Below are 16,125 nucleotides of genomic sequence, written 5' to 3' on the forward strand. Positions count from 1 at the left end.
TGCTCGACGACATGCGCGTACTGCGTGACGCCGTCGCGGAGTACCGTGCGGCGGCGACCGCGGCCGGCCTCGACTGGCCCGAGCACGCCGAGGCGCCCGCCGGGCAGCCGCCCGGCTCGGTCTACCGCATCTTCGGCGTGGACCACGTCGCGGAGCAGCTGACCTGGTTCCAGTCACAGAACTGGCCGCCCCGGCGGCTGCTTCCCAACGGCGGCTGGATCATGCCGTGGCCGGCCGACGGGGGCGAGGAACTCGACACCCTGGCCATCTCGATCGGCACGCCGTTCCCGTGGCGGCACCAGGTGCGCTTGTTCAACTTCGAGCATCTGGTCTACACGTTCGTGCTCGCCGGCGAGTACGAGGGCGAGATCTGGCGTTACGAGTTCACCCCCGACGTCTGGGGTTCGGCTCGTGCCGCCACCAGCCTCGCCGCGCTCTTCACCGGCTGGACGAAGGGGATCGCCGCCGGCGCGGTCGTCCACGATGACCTCAACGGCTGGCTCCAGGTCAGGGAAGACGGGCAGGACGAGGTAGCCGTGCTCCGGGAACGGGTTCCCGACGTCGATTTCCTGACCTTTCCGGTGTACGTGGCGGACGAGTCACTGCTGCGGGCGCGGCAGCGCGAATGCGGGGTCGACATGGACTGCATCGAGCGGGGATTCGACTGCTACGAGGAACTGTCCGACACGGTGCGGGCCACTCGGAGGTCGCTCGGCATCTGACCCGGCACCGCGGGCCGGGGGATGCCCGGGTTCGCACCGGCGATCTCATCCGTCGCTCCGAGCGCACTGGCGGCCAGTGCGCTCGGAGCGACCACGCGGCGTCCCGGTGTGGCAATCCGTCCCGTCCGGCGATCACGTACCGGCGCCGAGCTGCCACATCCGAAGGTTCCTGATCCGCGCGGCCCGACCCGTGGTAGCCGACGATCCCGCCGTGGGAAGGCGCACCGTGAAGCGGGCTCCCCGGCCCGGATGACCCTCCGCCTCGATTGTGCCGTGGTGGCTCGTGACGACCTCCTGAAGCAGCGCCAGTCCCAGGCCGAAGCGGCGGTCTCCGGCGCCCGCGCCACGGTGGAACCGGTCGAAGATCCGCCGGGCGTCCGCCTGGTCGAAGCCCTTGCCGGTGTCGGCGATCACGAACTCCGCGGCGTTGTCCACCGCCCGCAGCGTCACGGTGATCCGGCCTCCCGCGGGGGTGTGGGCGAGCGCGTTCGCCAGCAGTTCGCCGACGACCCGGCGCAGGGCCGACTCGACACCCGGCACCGGCAGCGGGTCACCCGGGACGTCCAGGACGAGCGTGACCTGGCGCTCGGCTGCCCGGTCACCCTCGGCGGCGACTGTCGTACCGATCAGCGCGGTGAGGTCGACCGGCGGGTCCGGCTCCCGGTCGGCGGGCGCGGCGGCGAGCCGGGCGGAGAGCAGCAGGTCGTCGACGATCTCGCCGAGCCGGCGCGTGGTGCCGATCAGCCGTTCCAGGTCGTCCAGGTTCGTGGCGGCGCCGTCGTTGCGTGCCCGGCGCGCGATCAGCTGGGCCCGGGTGTGCACCTGGGCGATCGGCGTCCTCAGCTCGTGGCTGGCGTCCGCGACGAAGCGGCGCTGCCGGGTCAGCGCCTCCGCGAGCGGCGCGACGGCACGGCGGCCGACGAGCACACCGGTGAGCACGGCGGCGAGCAGCCCGGCCACCGCCGCGAGACTGAACGCGAGCAGGAGGTGCCGGCGGTCGGAGAGCTGGAAGCGGGCGTCGAACACCGCCTGGACGACGGTGTCGCCGCGCGCCTCGGTGCGTACGTGGTACGTGGTGCCGTTACGCGCGACGGTGGTGATCTCGGTGGTCCGGTTCGCCGCCACGGTGGCCAGCGTGTCGTGCAACGGGAAGCCCGGTGGCGGCGGGTTCGCGCCGGTGCGCACGGTGGCGCCGTCGTACCGGAAGATCCAACTGCATGCGGGCGGCCCGGCGATCGTCCCGTGTTCCGTGCCCCACGCCAGCTCACGCTGGATCTGCGCCTCCTGGCCGCGGACCAGGACCGCGTAGGAGATGCCACCGGCCAGCAGGAGCAGGCCGCCGATGGTGAGGCCGACGAGCAGGCCGATCCGTAGCCGGGCCCGTCTGACGATCGCCTTCTCGACCGCCTCCATCAGAGGGTCCCGAGGCGGTAGCCGAGACCGTGCACGGTGCGTACCACCGCGCGGCCGAGCTTGCGCCGCAGGTAGTAGACATACGTGTCCACTATCGATGCGCCGGCAGCCTCCTCGAAGACCTTGCGGCGCAGCACGGCTCGCGGATGGACGGCGTTCGGCCGGGCCGCCAGCACCCGCAGCAGCTCGAACTCGCGGGTGGACAGCGCCACCCGGGTGCCGTCGGGCAGCACCGCCTCGCGCGGTCCCAGGTCGAGTCGCCCGGCGCCGATGCGCAGCACGTCGGTCGGCTCGGGCCGGCGCCGGCACAGCGCCCGGACCCGGGCGCTCAGTTCGTCGAGGTCGAACGGTTTGACCAGGTAGTCGTCGGCGCCCGCGTCCAGCCCGGCGATCCGGTCGTCGACGGTGCCGAGGGCGGTGAGCATCAAGGTCCGGGCCGGGACCGCCCGGGCGCGCAGGCGGGTGACCAGGTCGAGGCCGTCGAGCGCCGGCAGCATCCGGTCGATGACCATCACGTCGTACGGGCGGGTCAGCCCGAGATGCAGCCCGCGCTGGCCGTCGAAGGCCTGGTCGACCAGGTAACCTTCGTGGCCGAGCGTCTCGGTGAGCATCTCGGTCAGATCCGCGTCGTCCTCGACCAGCAACAGCCGGTTCGATGTTCCGCCCCGCATATGTTAACGATCTCATAGATGGTTGACGATGGAAGGGTCAGTACTTGCCTCTTCAACTATCTGAAACCGCCAGCGCGGGCGTCCGTACGCCGTCGGGCTGCCGCGCCTCCCGGCGCTCGATCCAGCTCAGCGCCGGCGTCGTCATCAGCGTGGTGACAAGCGCGACCAGCACCAGCACGGTGAACAGGGCGGGGCTCACGATGCCCGCCTCCAGCCCGACGTTCAGCGCGATGAGCTGCATCAGGCCACGGGCGTTCATCAGCGCGCCGACCCGCATCGCGACGCTCGACGGCTCACCCCGCAGCCGGGCCGCCGCCCAGCAGGCGCCGAACTTGCCGGCGATCGCCGCCGTCACGCAGGCCAGCGCGAACAACAGCACCGGCGGCGAGGCGAGCAGGCCGAACTCCGTACGCAGGCCCGAGTAGGTGAAGAACAACGGCAGGAAGAGCGTCGCGGCGACCGGTGTGAGCGTATCCACCACCTTGTCGGTATTGTCGGTGCGCGGCATCACCACGCCGACCGCGAACGCGCCGAAGACCGCGTACAGCCCGATCTCGTCGGTGTACCAGGCGACCAGGAACAGCAGGGCGACGGTGCCGAGCAGCCGGGCGCGGTCGTTGAGGGCCCGGTGGGTCATCAGCGTGGCAGCGGCCGTACGCCCGCCGAACCAGAGCACCAGCCCGAACAGGACCGCTCCGCCCGCGGTGACGATCGCCGGACCGGCCCGGCCGGACGCGACCGCCAGCACGGCGGCCAGCATGATCCAGGCGACCACGTCGTCGATCGCGCCGCTGGCCAGGGCGAGCGTGCCGTGCCGGGTGCCGGCGTGCCCTTTCTCGGTGATGATCCGGGCCAGCATCGGGAACGCGGTGATGGCCAGGGCGACGCCGACGAACGCGGCCGAGACCCCGAGTGACGTCCCGTCGGCCTGGATCGGCACAACGCCCGCCGTCACCAGCACCAGCAGCGCCCCCAGCAGCAGCGGCGCGGTGACTCCGGCCAGCGAGATCAGGCCGGCGGTGCCGGCGAGCCCGGTGACCCGATGGCTGCTGAACGCGTACCCGGCCTGGAACATGAACAGCACCAGGCCGACCTGACCCACGATGTAGAGGACCGGGAGCAGGGGGGCCGGGAACAGGGCGTTCTGCACGTCCGGCAGGAGGAGCCCGAGCAGCGACGGGCCGAGCAGTACGCCGGCGAGCATCTCGCTGACCACGGCGGGCTGGCCCGCCTTGCCGAGCAGCCACGCGACCCCTTTGCAGAAGATCAGGATCACCGTGACCGCGATGAAGAACCGTGGCGCCAGCTCCGTTGGTGTCATCGGACAGCCCTCTCGAAGTAGTCGGTGCACAACCGCTGCCGGCGGGCGTCGACCACCATCCAGGTGCCGAACACCAGTTGCCGGATACTGCGGCCCACGTCGGCCCACCGGTCCCGCGACCGCATCGCGGCCAGCCGCAGCCGCCCCGGCGGGGGGCTCCCGACCGGTGTCAGATACGCCGGGCCCCGGCTGGGCAGCGACCGGGTGTGTGAGACGGAGGAGGTCAGCACGTAGCGGCGCAGCACCTCGCGGGTCGCGGCGCGCATCATCACCGGCGCGACGCCGCGGGCCGGGCAGGCGCGGTTCGCGGTGACCCCGTACGGGATGAAGTGCGCGTCGCCGCGCTTGAGCGTCAGCCACCGGTCCGGGTCGAACCGGTCGTCACCGGCGGCCCCACCGCGGTGGAACGCCAGGTAGTTGAAGAGCAGCACCGTTCCGGCCGGCAGCGACACGCCGGTGGGCAGCGCGATCGGCGCCGAGGTGATCCGGTGCGCGACGCCGAAGAGCGGGTGCACCCGCAGCGTCTCGTCGATCACCCGGTCCAGCGCGTCGTCACCGTCCAGTCCGCGCTGCACGTCGGGGTGCGTGGCGAGGGCGAGCAGCACGTGCGCCATCGCCTCGGACATCTGCACCACGGCGGTGTTGAAGAACGCGCCCTGGAGATACCAGGCCGTCTCCTGGGCGGTGAACGGCGGCGGCAGCGTCACCGGGCAGGTGCCCGCCTCGATCCGGTCGCGCAGATACCCGGTCAGCCGCTCGCGCCGGCGCATGTGCCGCAGTCCGGTGCACTTCAGCCCGCTGACCACGTCGTCGGCGTTGGCGACGATCAGCGCCCGCGCGTGCGGCGGGCACGCCTCGCCGAAGACGAGCTCGTAGTAGACCTCGGCCCAGACCGGCATCATCAGGTCACGCAGCCGGACGTGGCTGGTCCGGTCGGCCGGCAACCGGTCGAGCACCCGCCGGGTGGCGGCGGTGGCGAGAGCGTCGCAGCGCTCGCGGCGTACCGCGAGCACCCGCCGGGTCGTGGCGGCGACGGTGCGGTAGCGCTCCCCCGGCTCCAGATGTTCCTGGTGCATGTGCGGTCCGGGCGCCAGCCAGTACCAGAACAGGTCCGACAGCCCGGCCCCGCGGCTGCGTCCGTCCGCCGCAGGATCGGCGTACACCCGCTCGAAGTGCTCCATGCCGACGACGGGGCCCGGCACCGGAACGCCTTCGACACCGTTGACTCTGACGAACACCCACTCCCGCAGCCGGACCACGGTGCGGGGCAGCCAGTACGGCACGGTCCACCCGATCCCGGCCAGGACCAGCAGGACGATCAGGGCGCTCATCCGCACGCCACCGTGGCGACCAGGTCGTCGCGCAGGTCGGCCGGCCCGGTGACGCCGGCCAGCGTCAGCGTCCGGTCGAGGTCGGCGTGGAGCAGGTCGAGCACGTGGCGTACCCCGGCGGCGCCGCCCACCGCGAGCCCCCACAGCACCGGACGGCCGACCAGCACCGCGCTCGCGCCGAGCGCCAGCGCCACCAGGACGTCGGCGCCCCGGCGGACACCGCCGTCGAGCAGCACCGGCAGCCGCCCGCCGACGGCCTCGACCACCGCGGGCAGCGCGTCCAGGGTGGCCAGCGCGCCGTCGAGCTGCCGGCCCCCGTGGTTGGAGACCAGCAGACCGTCGAGACCGTACGAGACGGCCAGCGCCGCGTCCGCCGGATGCAGCACCCCCTTCAGCAGGATCGGCAGCGCGGTGATCTCGCGCAGCCGGGCGATCCGGGCCCAGTCCAGCCCGGCGTCCATCTCGATGTCCCGCACCCGGCCGGTCGCGTCGCGCATGTTCTCGCAGCTCAGCCCGGCCGGCAGGTCGACGAAGCCGTGCCGCAGGTCGCGTTCGCGCCGGCCGAACACGGGCGAGTCGACGGTGACGACCAGAGCGCTGCACCCGGCCGCCTCCGCCCGCCGTACCACCGATGCGGTGAAGTCGAGGTCCGGCTGCGGGTACAGCTGGAACCAGAGCGGCCCGCCGGCGGCGGCGATCTCCTCGACCGGGCGGGTGGCCGCCATGCTGACCACCATGATCGTGCCCGCCTCGGTGGCGGCGCGGGCGGTGGCCACCTCGCCCTCGGGGTGGGCCAGCCGGTGGAACGCGGTCGGCGCGATCAGCACCGGCATCGAGATCCGGCTGCCGAACAGGGAGACCCGCAGGTCGCGCCGGGCGGCGCCGCGCAGGACGCGGGGCACCAGGTAGCGCCGGGCGAAGGCCGCCTCGTTGGCGCGCACCGTACGTTCCTCGCCGGCTCCGCCGGAGAAGAAGTCCCAGTGCACCGGGTCCAGGCGGCCCCGCGCGTCGGCGGCCAGCTCGGCCAGGTTCAGCGCCGGACCGTCCAGCGCCGCGTCGAGCGGGCGCATCTCAGCTCTCGGCACTGCTCAGGCAGCTGTCGACGAACGCGACGAGCGGCGCGACGTGGGTCTCCGGCCGGTCCCACCGGTTCTCCAGGTTCTCCGCCAAGTGGTGGGTGGCGACGACCCGGCCCGCCCGGTGATGGCGGACGACCGGATGCAGGTAGGCGGCGTCGTGGGCCTGGCCGGCGACGTCCTGGGCGACCCGGTTGACGGTGACGTCGAACGGGTCCACCTGGTCGTGCTCGGGACCGTACTCCAGGGTGACCACGAAGGCGTGCTCGTAGTCGTGGTCGGAAGTACGCAGGCCGGTGCCGGTGAAGTACTCGACGGGCACCTCCTCGTGGTAGCGCGCGTCGGACCCGGCGACGGTGACCACGTCGGCGAGGAAACCGAACTGCTGCCACAGCGCGGAGGTGCGGTTGACCCGCGCGACGACGGCGTCGGCGATCAGCTCCCCGGTGGCGTCCAGCTTCTCCGCCGGCCACGGCGTGTCCCCGTACCGCCGCTCCAGGATCCGGTGCAGCGCCCGGACGGCGTACCGGAAACCGTGGATGAAGCCGCTCGTCGAGCGTTTGAAGTCCCGCTCCTGGCTGATCGTGCCGGCGAAGTAGAGGCCGGGCACGTTCACCGACTCCCACTCCGGGGTCTGCGCCGGAAAGCGGTCCCGGATGGCGAGTTGCGGACGGCAGGTGTCGTCGAAGATGGACGCGTCGAAGGCGAACCCGGTGCAGGCGAGCACCCGGTCGTACCGCAGCTCCTTGACCACCTCGTCGGCGCGGGAGAACGAGAAGGTCACAGTGAAGCCGTCGCCGTCGCGCTCGATGCGCTTGACGTCGCCGTCGAGGATCGCGTTCGCCGACTTCAGCTGGTAGGTGTCCAGGAAGTTGTTGTTCACCGCGCGCAGGTGTCCCACGTAGTGCGTGCGCCAGGCCATCCGGATCGAACTCGGCCCGGCCACGTGGATCAGCGTGGTGGTCTCCATCAGGTTGTCCGCGGTCTCGAACGCGGAGTTCCCCTTGCCGATGATCAGCACCTTCTGGTCCAGGTAGTCGCGCGGGTCGACGGACATCTCCGCGTACTGCTCGGCGAGTTCCAGGCCCGGGATCTCCGGCCGGTACGGCTGCGAGACGCCGGTGGCGACGACGAGCCGTCGCGCCCGGAACACCTCCTCCCCCGCCCGGACCTCGAACACCCCGTCGACCTTGCCGACCGACGTCACGCGGCAGCCGTACCGGACACGCGCCCCCGTCTTCGCGGCGAAGTCGGCCAGGTAGCGGACCATCACGTCGGCGTCGGGGAAGTACCGCTCGGTGTAGCCGGTGAACCGCAGCGCCGGGTCGTCGCTGAGCAGCGAGTTCCAGTCCAGCCGCAGGTTCAGCTCCGGATCGTCGGAGCCGGTGTGCGGCTTGTTGATGGAGATCAGTTGCCGGTGGCGGGGGAAGGTGGCGAAGAACGCCCCCGGTATCCCCGCCTGTTCCAGGACCAGATAGTCGCGCTTGCCGTCGGCCTCCAGCAGGGCCGCGAGCTGCAGGCCGGCCGGTCCGGCTCCGACGATCAGGTAGTCAAGCGTCATGTGCGTCCACCTCAGGAGAAGGAAACGGAGAAATCGGCGATCACATCGGCGGCGCGCCGAACGTCGGCGTCCAGCGGCCGGTCCGGGTCGATCGGCGGTACGACAGCGGCCACCGCGGCCAGCGCCTCGGCACAGCCGGGCGCGGTCGGCGCACGCGCGCCGACGTACGCCGCCTGGCGCAGTCCCACCGCGAGCGATCCGACGATCAGGTGCAGCAGCCGGGTCTGGTCCAGCGCCCGCAGCGCGGCCTGGGTGCCGAGCGGGACGACGTCCTGGTTGTGCAGGTTGGTCGGCACGCTCTGCATGCTCGCGGGCATGGTGTCCCGGCGGATCTCGGTGATCAGGGCGGTCGCCGCCAGTTGCACGCCCTGGAGACCGTGCTGCTGTCCCGGGCCGGCGGCCAGCATCGGCGGCAGGCCGCCGTTGCGGTTCGGGTCGACGAGCAGATCCAGTTGCCGTTCGGCGAGGTTGCCGACCTGCGCCACGACCATCGACAGCACGTCGGCGGCGAACGCGGCCGGCTGCCCGAAGAAGTTGCCGCCGTGCACGACGAGGTCCTCGTCGGGAAAGAACAGCGGGTTGTCGGTCACGCTCGCGAGGTCGGCCCCGACGACGGCGTCGACGTAGCGCAGCGCGTCCTCGGCCGCGCCGAGCAGTTGCGGCGCGCACCTGATGCTGTACGGCTCCTGCAACGGGCGCGCCCCGGACGCGACGATCCCGGCGCCGACCCGCCGCATCCGCGCGCCCACGTCGACCGCGCCCGGATGGCCGTACGCGGCCAGCAGCCGGGCGTCGAGGAACTGCGTGTCGCTGCCCAGCAGATCGGCGAGCAGGCAGGTGAGCACCTGGACCGCCCGGTGCGCGCAGCGGGCCGCGTCCAGCGCCAGCGCCGTCGCCGCGGTGGTCAGCGACGTGCCGTTGACCAGGGCGAGCGCGTCCCGCCCGTCCAGCGGCAGCGGTTCCAGGCCGGCCCGCTGCAGCGCCTCGGCCGCCGGTAGCCGTACCCCGTCCAGGTAGGCGTGCCCACGGCCCCGTAACGCCTGGGCGGCGGCGCCCAGCGGGATCAGGTCACCGCTGGCGCCGACCGAACCCAGCCGAGGCACCGCGGGGACGAACGTGGTCGCGAGCATCGCCGCGAGCGCGTCGATGACGTGCGGCGAGACCCCCGACGCGCCCCGGGCCAGCGACGCGGCCCGCAGCAGCAGAGTCGCGCGGACCACCTCCGGGTCGAGTTCCGGGCCCTGCCCCGCGCCGAGGTGGGCGAGCGTGTTGTCGGCCTGGTCGCGCAGGTCGGCGCGGCCCGCGTACCCGACGAGAGCGCCGAAGCCGGTGGTCGCGCCGTACACCGCACGGTCGTCGCCGAGCACCGCGGACAGGAAGGTACGGGCGGCCGTGACGCGCTCCCTGGCCTGTGCTCCGACCACGACCTTGACCGGGTCACGGGCGGCACGGAGGTCGGCGATCCGCAGTGGGACATCGAGGTCCACCTCTGTCGTCATGCGATCGCACCCTAGAGACGAATTCTCAGAACGCTCTGAGATCGAGTCGCTACGTTGCGGCGCATGACGGTCGACTATCTGATCATCGGAGCCGGACCGGCCGGGTTGCAGCTCGCTCACCTGCTGGAGCGCGACGGCCGCGACTACCTGGTCCTGGAGGCCGGCCCGGCGCCGGGCACGTTCTTCACCACCTACCCCCGGCACCGGCAACTCATCTCGATCAACAAGGTCTGGACCGGGTCCGACGATCCGGAGTTCAACCTGCGCGCGGACTGGAACTCGCTGCTCACCGACGATCCGGCGCTGCTGTTCAAGAACTACAGCCGCCGGTACTTCCCGGACGCGGCCGACCTGGTGCGCTACCTCGCCGACTTCGCACGCGGCCTCCGGGTCAGGTACGACACCCGGGTCACCCGGATCGCGCGCGACGGCGACCTGTTCACCGTCGACACCGGCGACGACACCCTCACCGCCCGCCGGGTGGTCGTCGCCACCGGCGTGTCCCAGCTGTACGTCCCGCCGATCGAGGGCGCCGCGCTCGCCGAGCGGTACGACACGGTCAGCGTCGACCCGGACGACTTCACGAACCAGCGCGTCCTCATCATCGGCAAGGGCAACTCGGCCTTCGAGACCGCTGACGCCCTGGTCGAGACGGCCGCTGTCATCCACGTCGCCGGCCCGCACTCGATCAAGCTGGCGTGGCAGTCGCACTACGTCGGGCACCTGCGAGCGGTGAACAACAACTTCCTCGACACGTACCAGCTCAAGTCGCAGAACGCGGTCCTCGACGGCGTCGTCGAGCGGATCGCCCGGCGCGACGACGGCGGCTACCGGATCGACTTCCGGTACGCCCGCACGGTCGAGGCGATCCGGCAGATCGACTACGACCGGGTCATCCTCTGCACCGGATTCCGGTTCGACGCGAGCATCTTCGACCCGTCCGCCCGGCCACGGCTGGTCATCAACGACCGCTTCCCCGAGCAGACCCCGGCGTACGAGTCGGTGAACGTGCCCGGCCTCTACTTCGCCGGCACCCTCACCCAGCAGCGCGACTTCAAGCGCTCGACGAACGGGTTCATCCACGGCTTCCGGTACGGCGTGCGGGCCCTGCACCGCATCCTCGGCGCCCGCCACCACGACACCCCGTGGCCGGCCACGCCGCTGGAACCCACCCCGGAGGCGATCGCCGACGCGGTCATCGCCCGGATCAACCGCACCTCCGCGCTGTGGCAGCAGTTCGCGGTCCTCGGCGACGTCGTCGTCGTCGACGGCGACACCGCGCGCTACCACGAGGAGGTGCCCGTCGCGTACGTGCACGACGGCGGCCTGGGCCCGGAGCCGTTCGCGTTCGTGGTCACCCTGGAGTACGGGCCGGACCACGACCAGGTCGACCCGTTCGACGTCACGGTGCCGCGGATCGCCGAGAACGACGCCGCGCACGCGCACGACGCCAGCTACCTGCACCCGGTCGTCCGGGTCCATCGCGGCGGCCGGGTCGTCGCGACGCACCACCTCGCGGAGAACCTGGAGAACCACTGGAATCTGCCGGACGTGCACCACCAGCCGCTCGTGCTCTTCGTCAAGGGCGTGCTCTCCGATGCCGGCTGAGGTCTGGCCGCAGCCCGTGCTGGACCTGCTCGCCACCGGTGACGACCGGCCGGTCTTCGAGGACGGCGACCAGACCGTGACCACGGCCCAGATGTACCGGCTGGTCCGGCGCATCGCCGCCGGGCTCCGGGCCGCGGGGGCCGGCCCCGGCGTCGGGGTGGCCCTGCGGCTCGGCGTCACCGCGGAGGCGTTCGCGGCGATCATCGCGGCGTTCGCGGTCGGCGCCCGGGTATCCGGAATCCGCCCCGACCTGACACCGGCCCACCGCGCCTGGCAACTCGGCGAGAACACGCTGCTGGTCGACGACGCCCGGGTCGCCGAGTTGGCGGGCACCCCCGACGACGGAAGGCCGCTGATCGCCGCCGGTCGCCCGGACGACGTCGCCCGGATCGTCTGGACCAGCGGCAGCACCGGCAGCCCGAAGGGCTGCGCGCAGACGTACGCGGCGATGAGCGCGGCCTGGGCCCCGTACCCGGACCGGTGGCCCCCGGCGGTCGCCGACCTCGCCACCCGGCTCCAGCGGTACCTGGTCTTCGGCTCGCTGAGCAGCCAGGTGATGCTGGAGTACGGCATCCTCACCCTGGCCGCGGGCGGCACCCTCGTCGCGGCCCGGCCCCCGGGTTTCCCCGGCATGATCGCCCGGCACCGGGCGACCGCCAGCGTCATCACCGTGGGCAAGCTGTACCAGCTCGTGCGCGACCAGCGCGCCGATCCGGTCGACCTGAGCAGCCTGCGGGCCCTGCTGGTGTCCGGCTCCCCACTCCCACCGGGCCGGCTGGCCGAGGCGCTCGACGTGCTCGGCCCCGTCGTCTTCCACGGCTACGGCCAGACCGAGACGGGGATGATCACGATGGTGACGCCGGCCGAGATGCTGGCGTCCCCGGCCGCGCTCGCCTCGGTCGGCCGCCCACCGGCGGTGACCGCGCTGTCCATCCGGGACGCCGACGGCCGGCCCGCCACCGAGGGGGAACTGTTCGTACGGACACCGGCGCAGGCCACCGCCTACTGGGGCGACCCGGCCGAGACCGCCGACGTGTTCGTCGACGGCTGGGTGCGCACCCGCGACCTGGCCCGGCTGGACGGCGACGGCTACCTGCACCTGCTCGGCCGGATCCGGGACGTCATCATCGTGCACGCCAACCTGGTGTACGCCGGCCCGATCGAGCGGGTCCTCGCCGCCGATCCCACGGTCGCCGAGGCGTACGTCGTCGGCCGTCCCGACGACGTCACCGGGGAGGCGGTGCACGCGTACGTGGTGCCGGCCGCCGGTCACGACATCGATGCCGGGCGGCTGCGTGCCGTGGTGACGGAGGCGCTGGGCGACTCGTCGGCACCGAAGACGATCCAGGCCATCGAGCGGGTTCCGGTGGCGGCGAGCGGCAAGCCGGACAAGCGCGCCCTGGCGTACCCGACACCCACATGACCTTCACCGGTCGTCACCGTCGGCGCGCTCCTGCTCGGGTACGCGCTGATCGTGCCGTGGATCTACGCGGGAGCGCAGGCCTGAGGCCCGGAACGCAAACCACCTAGGTGACGCGGTAGGCGGTGTAGCGCACCCGGTCGGCCTCGCGGATCGCCGACGCCACGAAGATCGACTGCTCCAGCGCGGCCAGCGCGGGCACCGACGTCTCCAGTCGTACGCCCAGGCGGAAGTAGTACTCGGCGGGGTCGACCGCGTCGCCGCGCAACAACGCCGCGAGGATCTCCGGACGGCCGCTGCGGACACCGAACGTGCGAAGGTAGACGTGGCCGCCGTCGGCGGTGCGCGCCGAGTAGCGCGTGTCGATCTCGATGGCGCCGTCGGGGCGGACCAGCTGCCAGTCGGCGCCGCCGGGCAGGATGTCGGCGTCGAAGAGGCCGGTGACCCGGCCGCCGACGACAGGCACCACGCGCCGGTGGCCCGCGCGGGTCACCCCGTGGTCCTCCAGCGCGCCGAGCCGCACCTCCACGTCGAACGCGGCCTCCAGACCGGGCACCGCCGGGGCGCTGACCGCGGGTCGGCGCGTACTCATGGGGTGTCCTTGGTGTCCGCGAGCGCGTCGCGCAGGCGTTCCAGCGCGGGCACCGCGGCGGCGAGGGCCGCGCGGTCCGCCGCGGGCAGCGTGGCCGCGGCGCGGGCGACCAGGTCTCCGCTCGCGAGGTCGAAGCGGTCGAACAGGTCGAGGGCTTTCGGGGTGGCGAGCACGTCGACGTGGCGGTGGTTGCCGGGACGGGGACGGCGCTCGACCAGACCGTTGCCCTCCATCGTGGTGAGCAGGTTGCTGACCGTGGAGCGGCTCAAGCGGAGTCGTTCGGCCAGCTCACCGGGGCCGGACACGGTGCCCCGGGGCAACGCCCGCACGATCTCGATCTGCGCGTCCGGGATCTCCGGCAGGTGCTCGGCGGCCCGGGCGGCGGCGAGCAGCGTGCGGCGCAGCGGTGAGATCACCGAGGCCAGGCGTGCCGCGTCCAGTTCGGCCGATTCGGGGCCGGTCACGGCAGGACACCGGAGAAGACCGTCGGCGTCAGGGAGGCGCGTTCGTTGAGATCGGCGGGCAGGAAGCCGGCCGCCTTCTTGTAGCCGGTGGCGATCTCGGTGAGCTCCTCCGGCGGGATGACGTCGTGGATGTGCGCGAACCCGTCCGGCGCGCGCTCGCGGGCGAGCACCATCACCTGCTCCGGGCCCTGCCGCCGGTTGCTCAGCACGAGCGCGGTGGTCGCCGGCCGCCGGTCCGCCTCGTAGGCGTCCAGCGCCGCCGGGACCGTCGTCGCGGTGGCGAGGTGGAAGGCGAGGGTACGCGCGTCCAGGATCGCCTGCGACGCCCCGTTGGAGCCGTTCGGGTACATCGGGTGTGCCGCGTCTCCGAGCAGCGTCGTGTTCCCGTGGGTCCACGTGTCGATGGGGTCGCGGTCCACCATGGGGTATTCGAGGATCTCGTCGGCGGCGGCCAGCAGTTCCGGCACGTCGAGCCACGGGAAACGCCAGTCCGCGAAGAGCGCGACGACGGGCGCGGGGTCGACGGCCCGGTTCCAGTCCGCGTTGGGCCCGGCGAAGCCGGGGCCGCGCCGCTCGGCCACGACGTTGATCACGCCGGGACCGATCGGGTACGCGACGAACTTCTGCTCCGCGTCCCCCGCCATGATCATGGTTCGCCCGTCCAGGAATCCGGGTGCCCGGGCCGTCCCCCGCCACAGTGTCAGCCCGTTCCAGATCGGCGGCCCTTCGTCGGGCTGATGTTGCCGGCGCAGCGCGGAGTGGATGCCGTCCGCGCCGACGATCAGGTCGGCCGCGACGCTCACCTCTCCCGCTGCCGTGGCGAAGCGTGCGACGCCGTCGTGGACGCCGACGAGCCGGTGCCCGGTGCGCACCACGTCGGCGCCCAGCCGTTCCCGCACCACTGCGAGCAGTTCCATCTGGAACCGGCCGCGGTGCACGGAAAGCTGCGGCCAGCGATATCCGGCGTCCAGTCCGCGCGGCTCGCTCCAGATCTGCTGACCGTGCCGGTTGTAGTAAGCCAGTGTGCCGGGTGCGGCGCCCAGCCTTTCCACGCGTTCTCCGAGGCCCAATTCGGTCAGCTCTCGGACGGCGTGCGGAAGCAGATTGATCCCGACGCCGAGTGGGCGCAGCGCGTCGGCGCGCTCATAGACGGCGATGTCACGGAAGCCGGCCCGGTGCAGGCTGAGCGCGGTGGTGAGGCCACCGATACCAGCGCCCACGATCACGATCGCCAAGTCGTCGCCCCCTCCGCCACCGCACAGTTTGGTCACAAAATCGTCGTTCGTCAAGACGCATTGTCATCGAGGTCGGACCACTTCGGTCGCAATGCGAGTGGCCTTATCAGAATTCTTGACAATCAATCAACTCTGCACGACGCTGATCGACGCGGTCGGATGGTTCACCTCTGTTCGCCGGCCCCCACTCCTCCGGATGCACCAGCGCTTCGCACGGAAGGGCTCGTCCATGAAGAAGGTCACCGCCCTGGCTGTTCTCGCCAGCGTCGCGATCGCCCTGACCGGCTGCACCGACTCCGATGCCACCGATCCGTCCCCCGGGTCCAGCGGCGAGCTGCGCAAGGTCCGCGTGGCGGCGCTGCCCATCAGCGAGACCGCCGCGCTGTGGGGCGGCATCAAGGCGGGCATCTTCCGGGAGCAGGGGCTCGACGTGGAAGTGGTGCCCGCACAGGGCGGGGCCCAGGCCATCCCAGCCCTGATCAACGGCGACATCGACTTCGCCATCGGTCAGCCGTTCGGCCCGTTCCGGGCCGACCTGCAGAACCTCGGCGTGGTGATCATCGGCAACTACGCGTCGTCCTACGCCGACGGTGACGACATCAACGCCGTGCTGGCGTCGGCGAAATCCGGCATCACCCGGCCGTCCCAGCTCGCCGGGCGCAAGGTGTCGGTGAACAGCCTGGGCGCCGCCGGCGACGTCACGATCATGGCGGCGGTCGAGAAGGACGGCGGCGACCCCACCAAGGTCAAGTTCGTCGAGGTGGCCTTCCCGGACGCGCCCGCCCAGCTCGCCGCCGGCAACATCGACGCCGCCTGGGTGACCGAGCCGTTCATCACCCAGATGCGCAAGCGCGGCGACGTCCTCGTGGTCGCTCCGTACCAGGCCACCGTCCCCGGACTCACCACCCTGACGACGATCACGTCGAGCAAGCTGAAGGACTCCGATGCCGCCCTGGTCGCGGACTTCTCGGCGGCGATGAAGAAGACGCTCACCTGGGCCAAGGATCCGGCCAACGAGAAGGATCTGCGCCAGGCCATCAAGGACAACCTCGAACTGCCGGAGGCGGTGGCGGACTCCGTGCGGCTCCCGTCGTTCGGGTGGGAGCTCGACCGGGCCGGCCTGGAGCAACTGGCGACGCTCGCCCAGAAGTACCGCGTACTCGACCGGCGACCCGACTTCGACCGCCTCATCCAGCAGCAGCAGTAGCCGGC

14 protein-coding genes are annotated in these 16,125 nt (G+C 72.1%); 4 read left to right on the forward strand and 10 right to left on the reverse strand.

What is annotated here, in order from left to right:
• Positions 1-11 precede the first annotated feature (11 nt).
• Positions 12-722, forward strand: a complete 711-nt coding sequence (locus tag J3R08_RS20120) for a hypothetical protein (protein ID WP_233607837.1) — start codon at positions 12-14, stop codon at positions 720-722.
• Positions 723-854: 132 nt separating this feature from the next.
• Here the strand turns inward: J3R08_RS20120 and J3R08_RS20125 are convergent, their stop codons facing one another.
• From J3R08_RS20125 to hutH, 7 genes are read right to left on the reverse strand one after another with little or no spacing between them, the layout of a single operon-like run.
• Positions 855-2,135, reverse strand: coding sequence for a HAMP domain-containing sensor histidine kinase (locus J3R08_RS20125; protein ID WP_069088329.1), 1,281 nt, complete (start codon positions 2,133-2,135; stop codon positions 855-857).
• Positions 2,135-2,806: a response regulator transcription factor gene (locus tag J3R08_RS20130; RefSeq protein ID WP_104112254.1), complete on the reverse strand. Its 672-nt coding sequence runs from the start codon at positions 2,804-2,806 to the stop codon at positions 2,135-2,137. The genes J3R08_RS20125 and J3R08_RS20130 overlap by 1 nt, the downstream gene beginning before the upstream one ends.
• Positions 2,807-2,858: 52 nt before the next feature.
• Complete coding sequence (locus J3R08_RS20135) at positions 2,859-4,127, reverse strand: cation:proton antiporter (protein ID WP_209962445.1); 1,269 nt, start codon at positions 4,125-4,127, stop codon at positions 2,859-2,861.
• A complete protein-coding gene (locus J3R08_RS20140; RefSeq protein WP_166456168.1) occupies positions 4,124-5,458 on the reverse strand; it encodes a cytochrome P450 in 1,335 nt (444 codons plus the stop codon). Before J3R08_RS20140 ends, J3R08_RS20135 begins: the two co-directional genes overlap by 4 nt.
• Entirely contained in the window at positions 5,455-6,528 is a 1,074-nt protein-coding gene (locus J3R08_RS20145) for an alpha-hydroxy acid oxidase (protein WP_064445489.1), read from the reverse strand. Before J3R08_RS20145 ends, J3R08_RS20140 begins: the two co-directional genes overlap by 4 nt.
• Before the next feature lies 1 nt (position 6,529).
• A complete protein-coding gene (locus J3R08_RS20150; RefSeq protein ID WP_209962447.1) occupies positions 6,530-8,095 on the reverse strand; it encodes an NAD(P)-binding domain-containing protein in 1,566 nt (521 codons plus the stop codon).
• 11 nt (positions 8,096-8,106) lie between these two features.
• Entirely contained in the window at positions 8,107-9,594 is a 1,488-nt protein-coding gene (gene hutH, locus J3R08_RS20155) for a histidine ammonia-lyase (RefSeq protein ID WP_043322962.1), read from the reverse strand.
• A gap of 63 nt (positions 9,595-9,657) precedes the next feature.
• On the opposite strand from hutH, the gene J3R08_RS20160 reads away from it, so the two are divergent.
• Together J3R08_RS20160 and J3R08_RS20165 are read left to right on the forward strand one after the other, a co-directional pair.
• Positions 9,658-11,202 carry an NAD(P)-binding domain-containing protein gene (locus tag J3R08_RS20160; protein ID WP_043322960.1) on the forward strand — a complete coding sequence of 515 codons (1,545 nt, stop codon included), beginning with the start codon at positions 9,658-9,660 and terminating at the stop codon, positions 11,200-11,202.
• Positions 11,192-12,625, forward strand: coding sequence for a class I adenylate-forming enzyme family protein (locus tag J3R08_RS20165; protein ID WP_209962449.1), 1,434 nt, complete (start codon positions 11,192-11,194; stop codon positions 12,623-12,625). The genes J3R08_RS20160 and J3R08_RS20165 overlap by 11 nt, the downstream gene beginning before the upstream one ends.
• A gap of 103 nt (positions 12,626-12,728) precedes the next feature.
• Here J3R08_RS20165 and J3R08_RS20170 read toward each other — a convergent pair whose 3' ends face one another.
• The 3 genes from J3R08_RS20170 to J3R08_RS20180 are packed head-to-tail and all read right to left on the reverse strand — an operon-like array spanning position 12,729 to position 14,904.
• Entirely contained in the window at positions 12,729-13,214 is a 486-nt protein-coding gene (locus J3R08_RS20170; protein WP_051610848.1) for a DUF3237 domain-containing protein, read from the reverse strand.
• Positions 13,211-13,678: a MarR family winged helix-turn-helix transcriptional regulator gene (locus J3R08_RS32115; protein ID WP_209962451.1), complete on the reverse strand. Its 468-nt coding sequence runs from the start codon at positions 13,676-13,678 to the stop codon at positions 13,211-13,213. Before J3R08_RS32115 ends, J3R08_RS20170 begins: the two co-directional genes overlap by 4 nt.
• The gene (locus J3R08_RS20180) at positions 13,675-14,904 is read right to left on the reverse strand and encodes a flavin-dependent oxidoreductase (protein WP_280841735.1); all 1,230 of its coding nucleotides are present in this window, start codon (positions 14,902-14,904) and stop codon (positions 13,675-13,677) included. Before J3R08_RS20180 ends, J3R08_RS32115 begins: the two co-directional genes overlap by 4 nt.
• 238 nt (positions 14,905-15,142) lie before the next feature.
• Here J3R08_RS20180 and J3R08_RS20185 point away from each other — a divergent pair, with 238 nt between their 5' ends.
• Positions 15,143-16,120, forward strand: coding sequence for an ABC transporter substrate-binding protein (locus J3R08_RS20185; protein WP_064446444.1), 978 nt, complete (start codon positions 15,143-15,145; stop codon positions 16,118-16,120).
• Positions 16,121-16,125 lie beyond the last annotated feature (5 nt).

Source organism: Micromonospora sp. HB375, assembly GCF_017872985.1.
GTDB classification, from domain to species: Bacteria; Actinomycetota; Actinomycetes; order Mycobacteriales; family Micromonosporaceae; genus Micromonospora; species Micromonospora chalcea.

Excerpts from the sequence above, each read along its gene's own strand:
- J3R08_RS20165 (WP_209962449.1), top strand. The coding sequence starts at position 11,192 with ATGCCGGCTGAGGTCTGGCCGCAGCCCGTGCTGGACCTGCTCGCCACC.
- J3R08_RS20125 (WP_069088329.1), bottom strand. The coding sequence starts at position 2,135 with ATGGAGGCGGTCGAGAAGGCGATCGTCAGACGGGCCCGGCTACGGATC.
- J3R08_RS20170 (WP_051610848.1), bottom strand. The coding sequence starts at position 13,214 with ATGAGTACGCGCCGACCCGCGGTCAGCGCCCCGGCGGTGCCCGGTCTG.
- J3R08_RS20130 (WP_104112254.1), bottom strand. The coding sequence starts at position 2,806 with ATGCGGGGCGGAACATCGAACCGGCTGTTGCTGGTCGAGGACGACGCG.
- J3R08_RS20145 (WP_064445489.1), bottom strand. The coding sequence starts at position 6,528 with ATGCGCCCGCTCGACGCGGCGCTGGACGGTCCGGCGCTGAACCTGGCC.
- J3R08_RS20120 (WP_233607837.1), top strand. The coding sequence starts at position 12 with ATGCGCGTACTGCGTGACGCCGTCGCGGAGTACCGTGCGGCGGCGACC.
- J3R08_RS20140 (WP_166456168.1), bottom strand. The coding sequence starts at position 5,458 with ATGAGCGCCCTGATCGTCCTGCTGGTCCTGGCCGGGATCGGGTGGACC.
- hutH (WP_043322962.1), bottom strand. The coding sequence starts at position 9,594 with ATGACGACAGAGGTGGACCTCGATGTCCCACTGCGGATCGCCGACCTC.
- J3R08_RS20160 (WP_043322960.1), top strand. The coding sequence starts at position 9,658 with ATGACGGTCGACTATCTGATCATCGGAGCCGGACCGGCCGGGTTGCAG.
- J3R08_RS20185 (WP_064446444.1), top strand. The coding sequence starts at position 15,143 with ATGAAGAAGGTCACCGCCCTGGCTGTTCTCGCCAGCGTCGCGATCGCC.
- J3R08_RS20135 (WP_209962445.1), bottom strand. The coding sequence starts at position 4,127 with ATGACACCAACGGAGCTGGCGCCACGGTTCTTCATCGCGGTCACGGTG.
- J3R08_RS20150 (WP_209962447.1), bottom strand. The coding sequence starts at position 8,095 with ATGACGCTTGACTACCTGATCGTCGGAGCCGGACCGGCCGGCCTGCAG.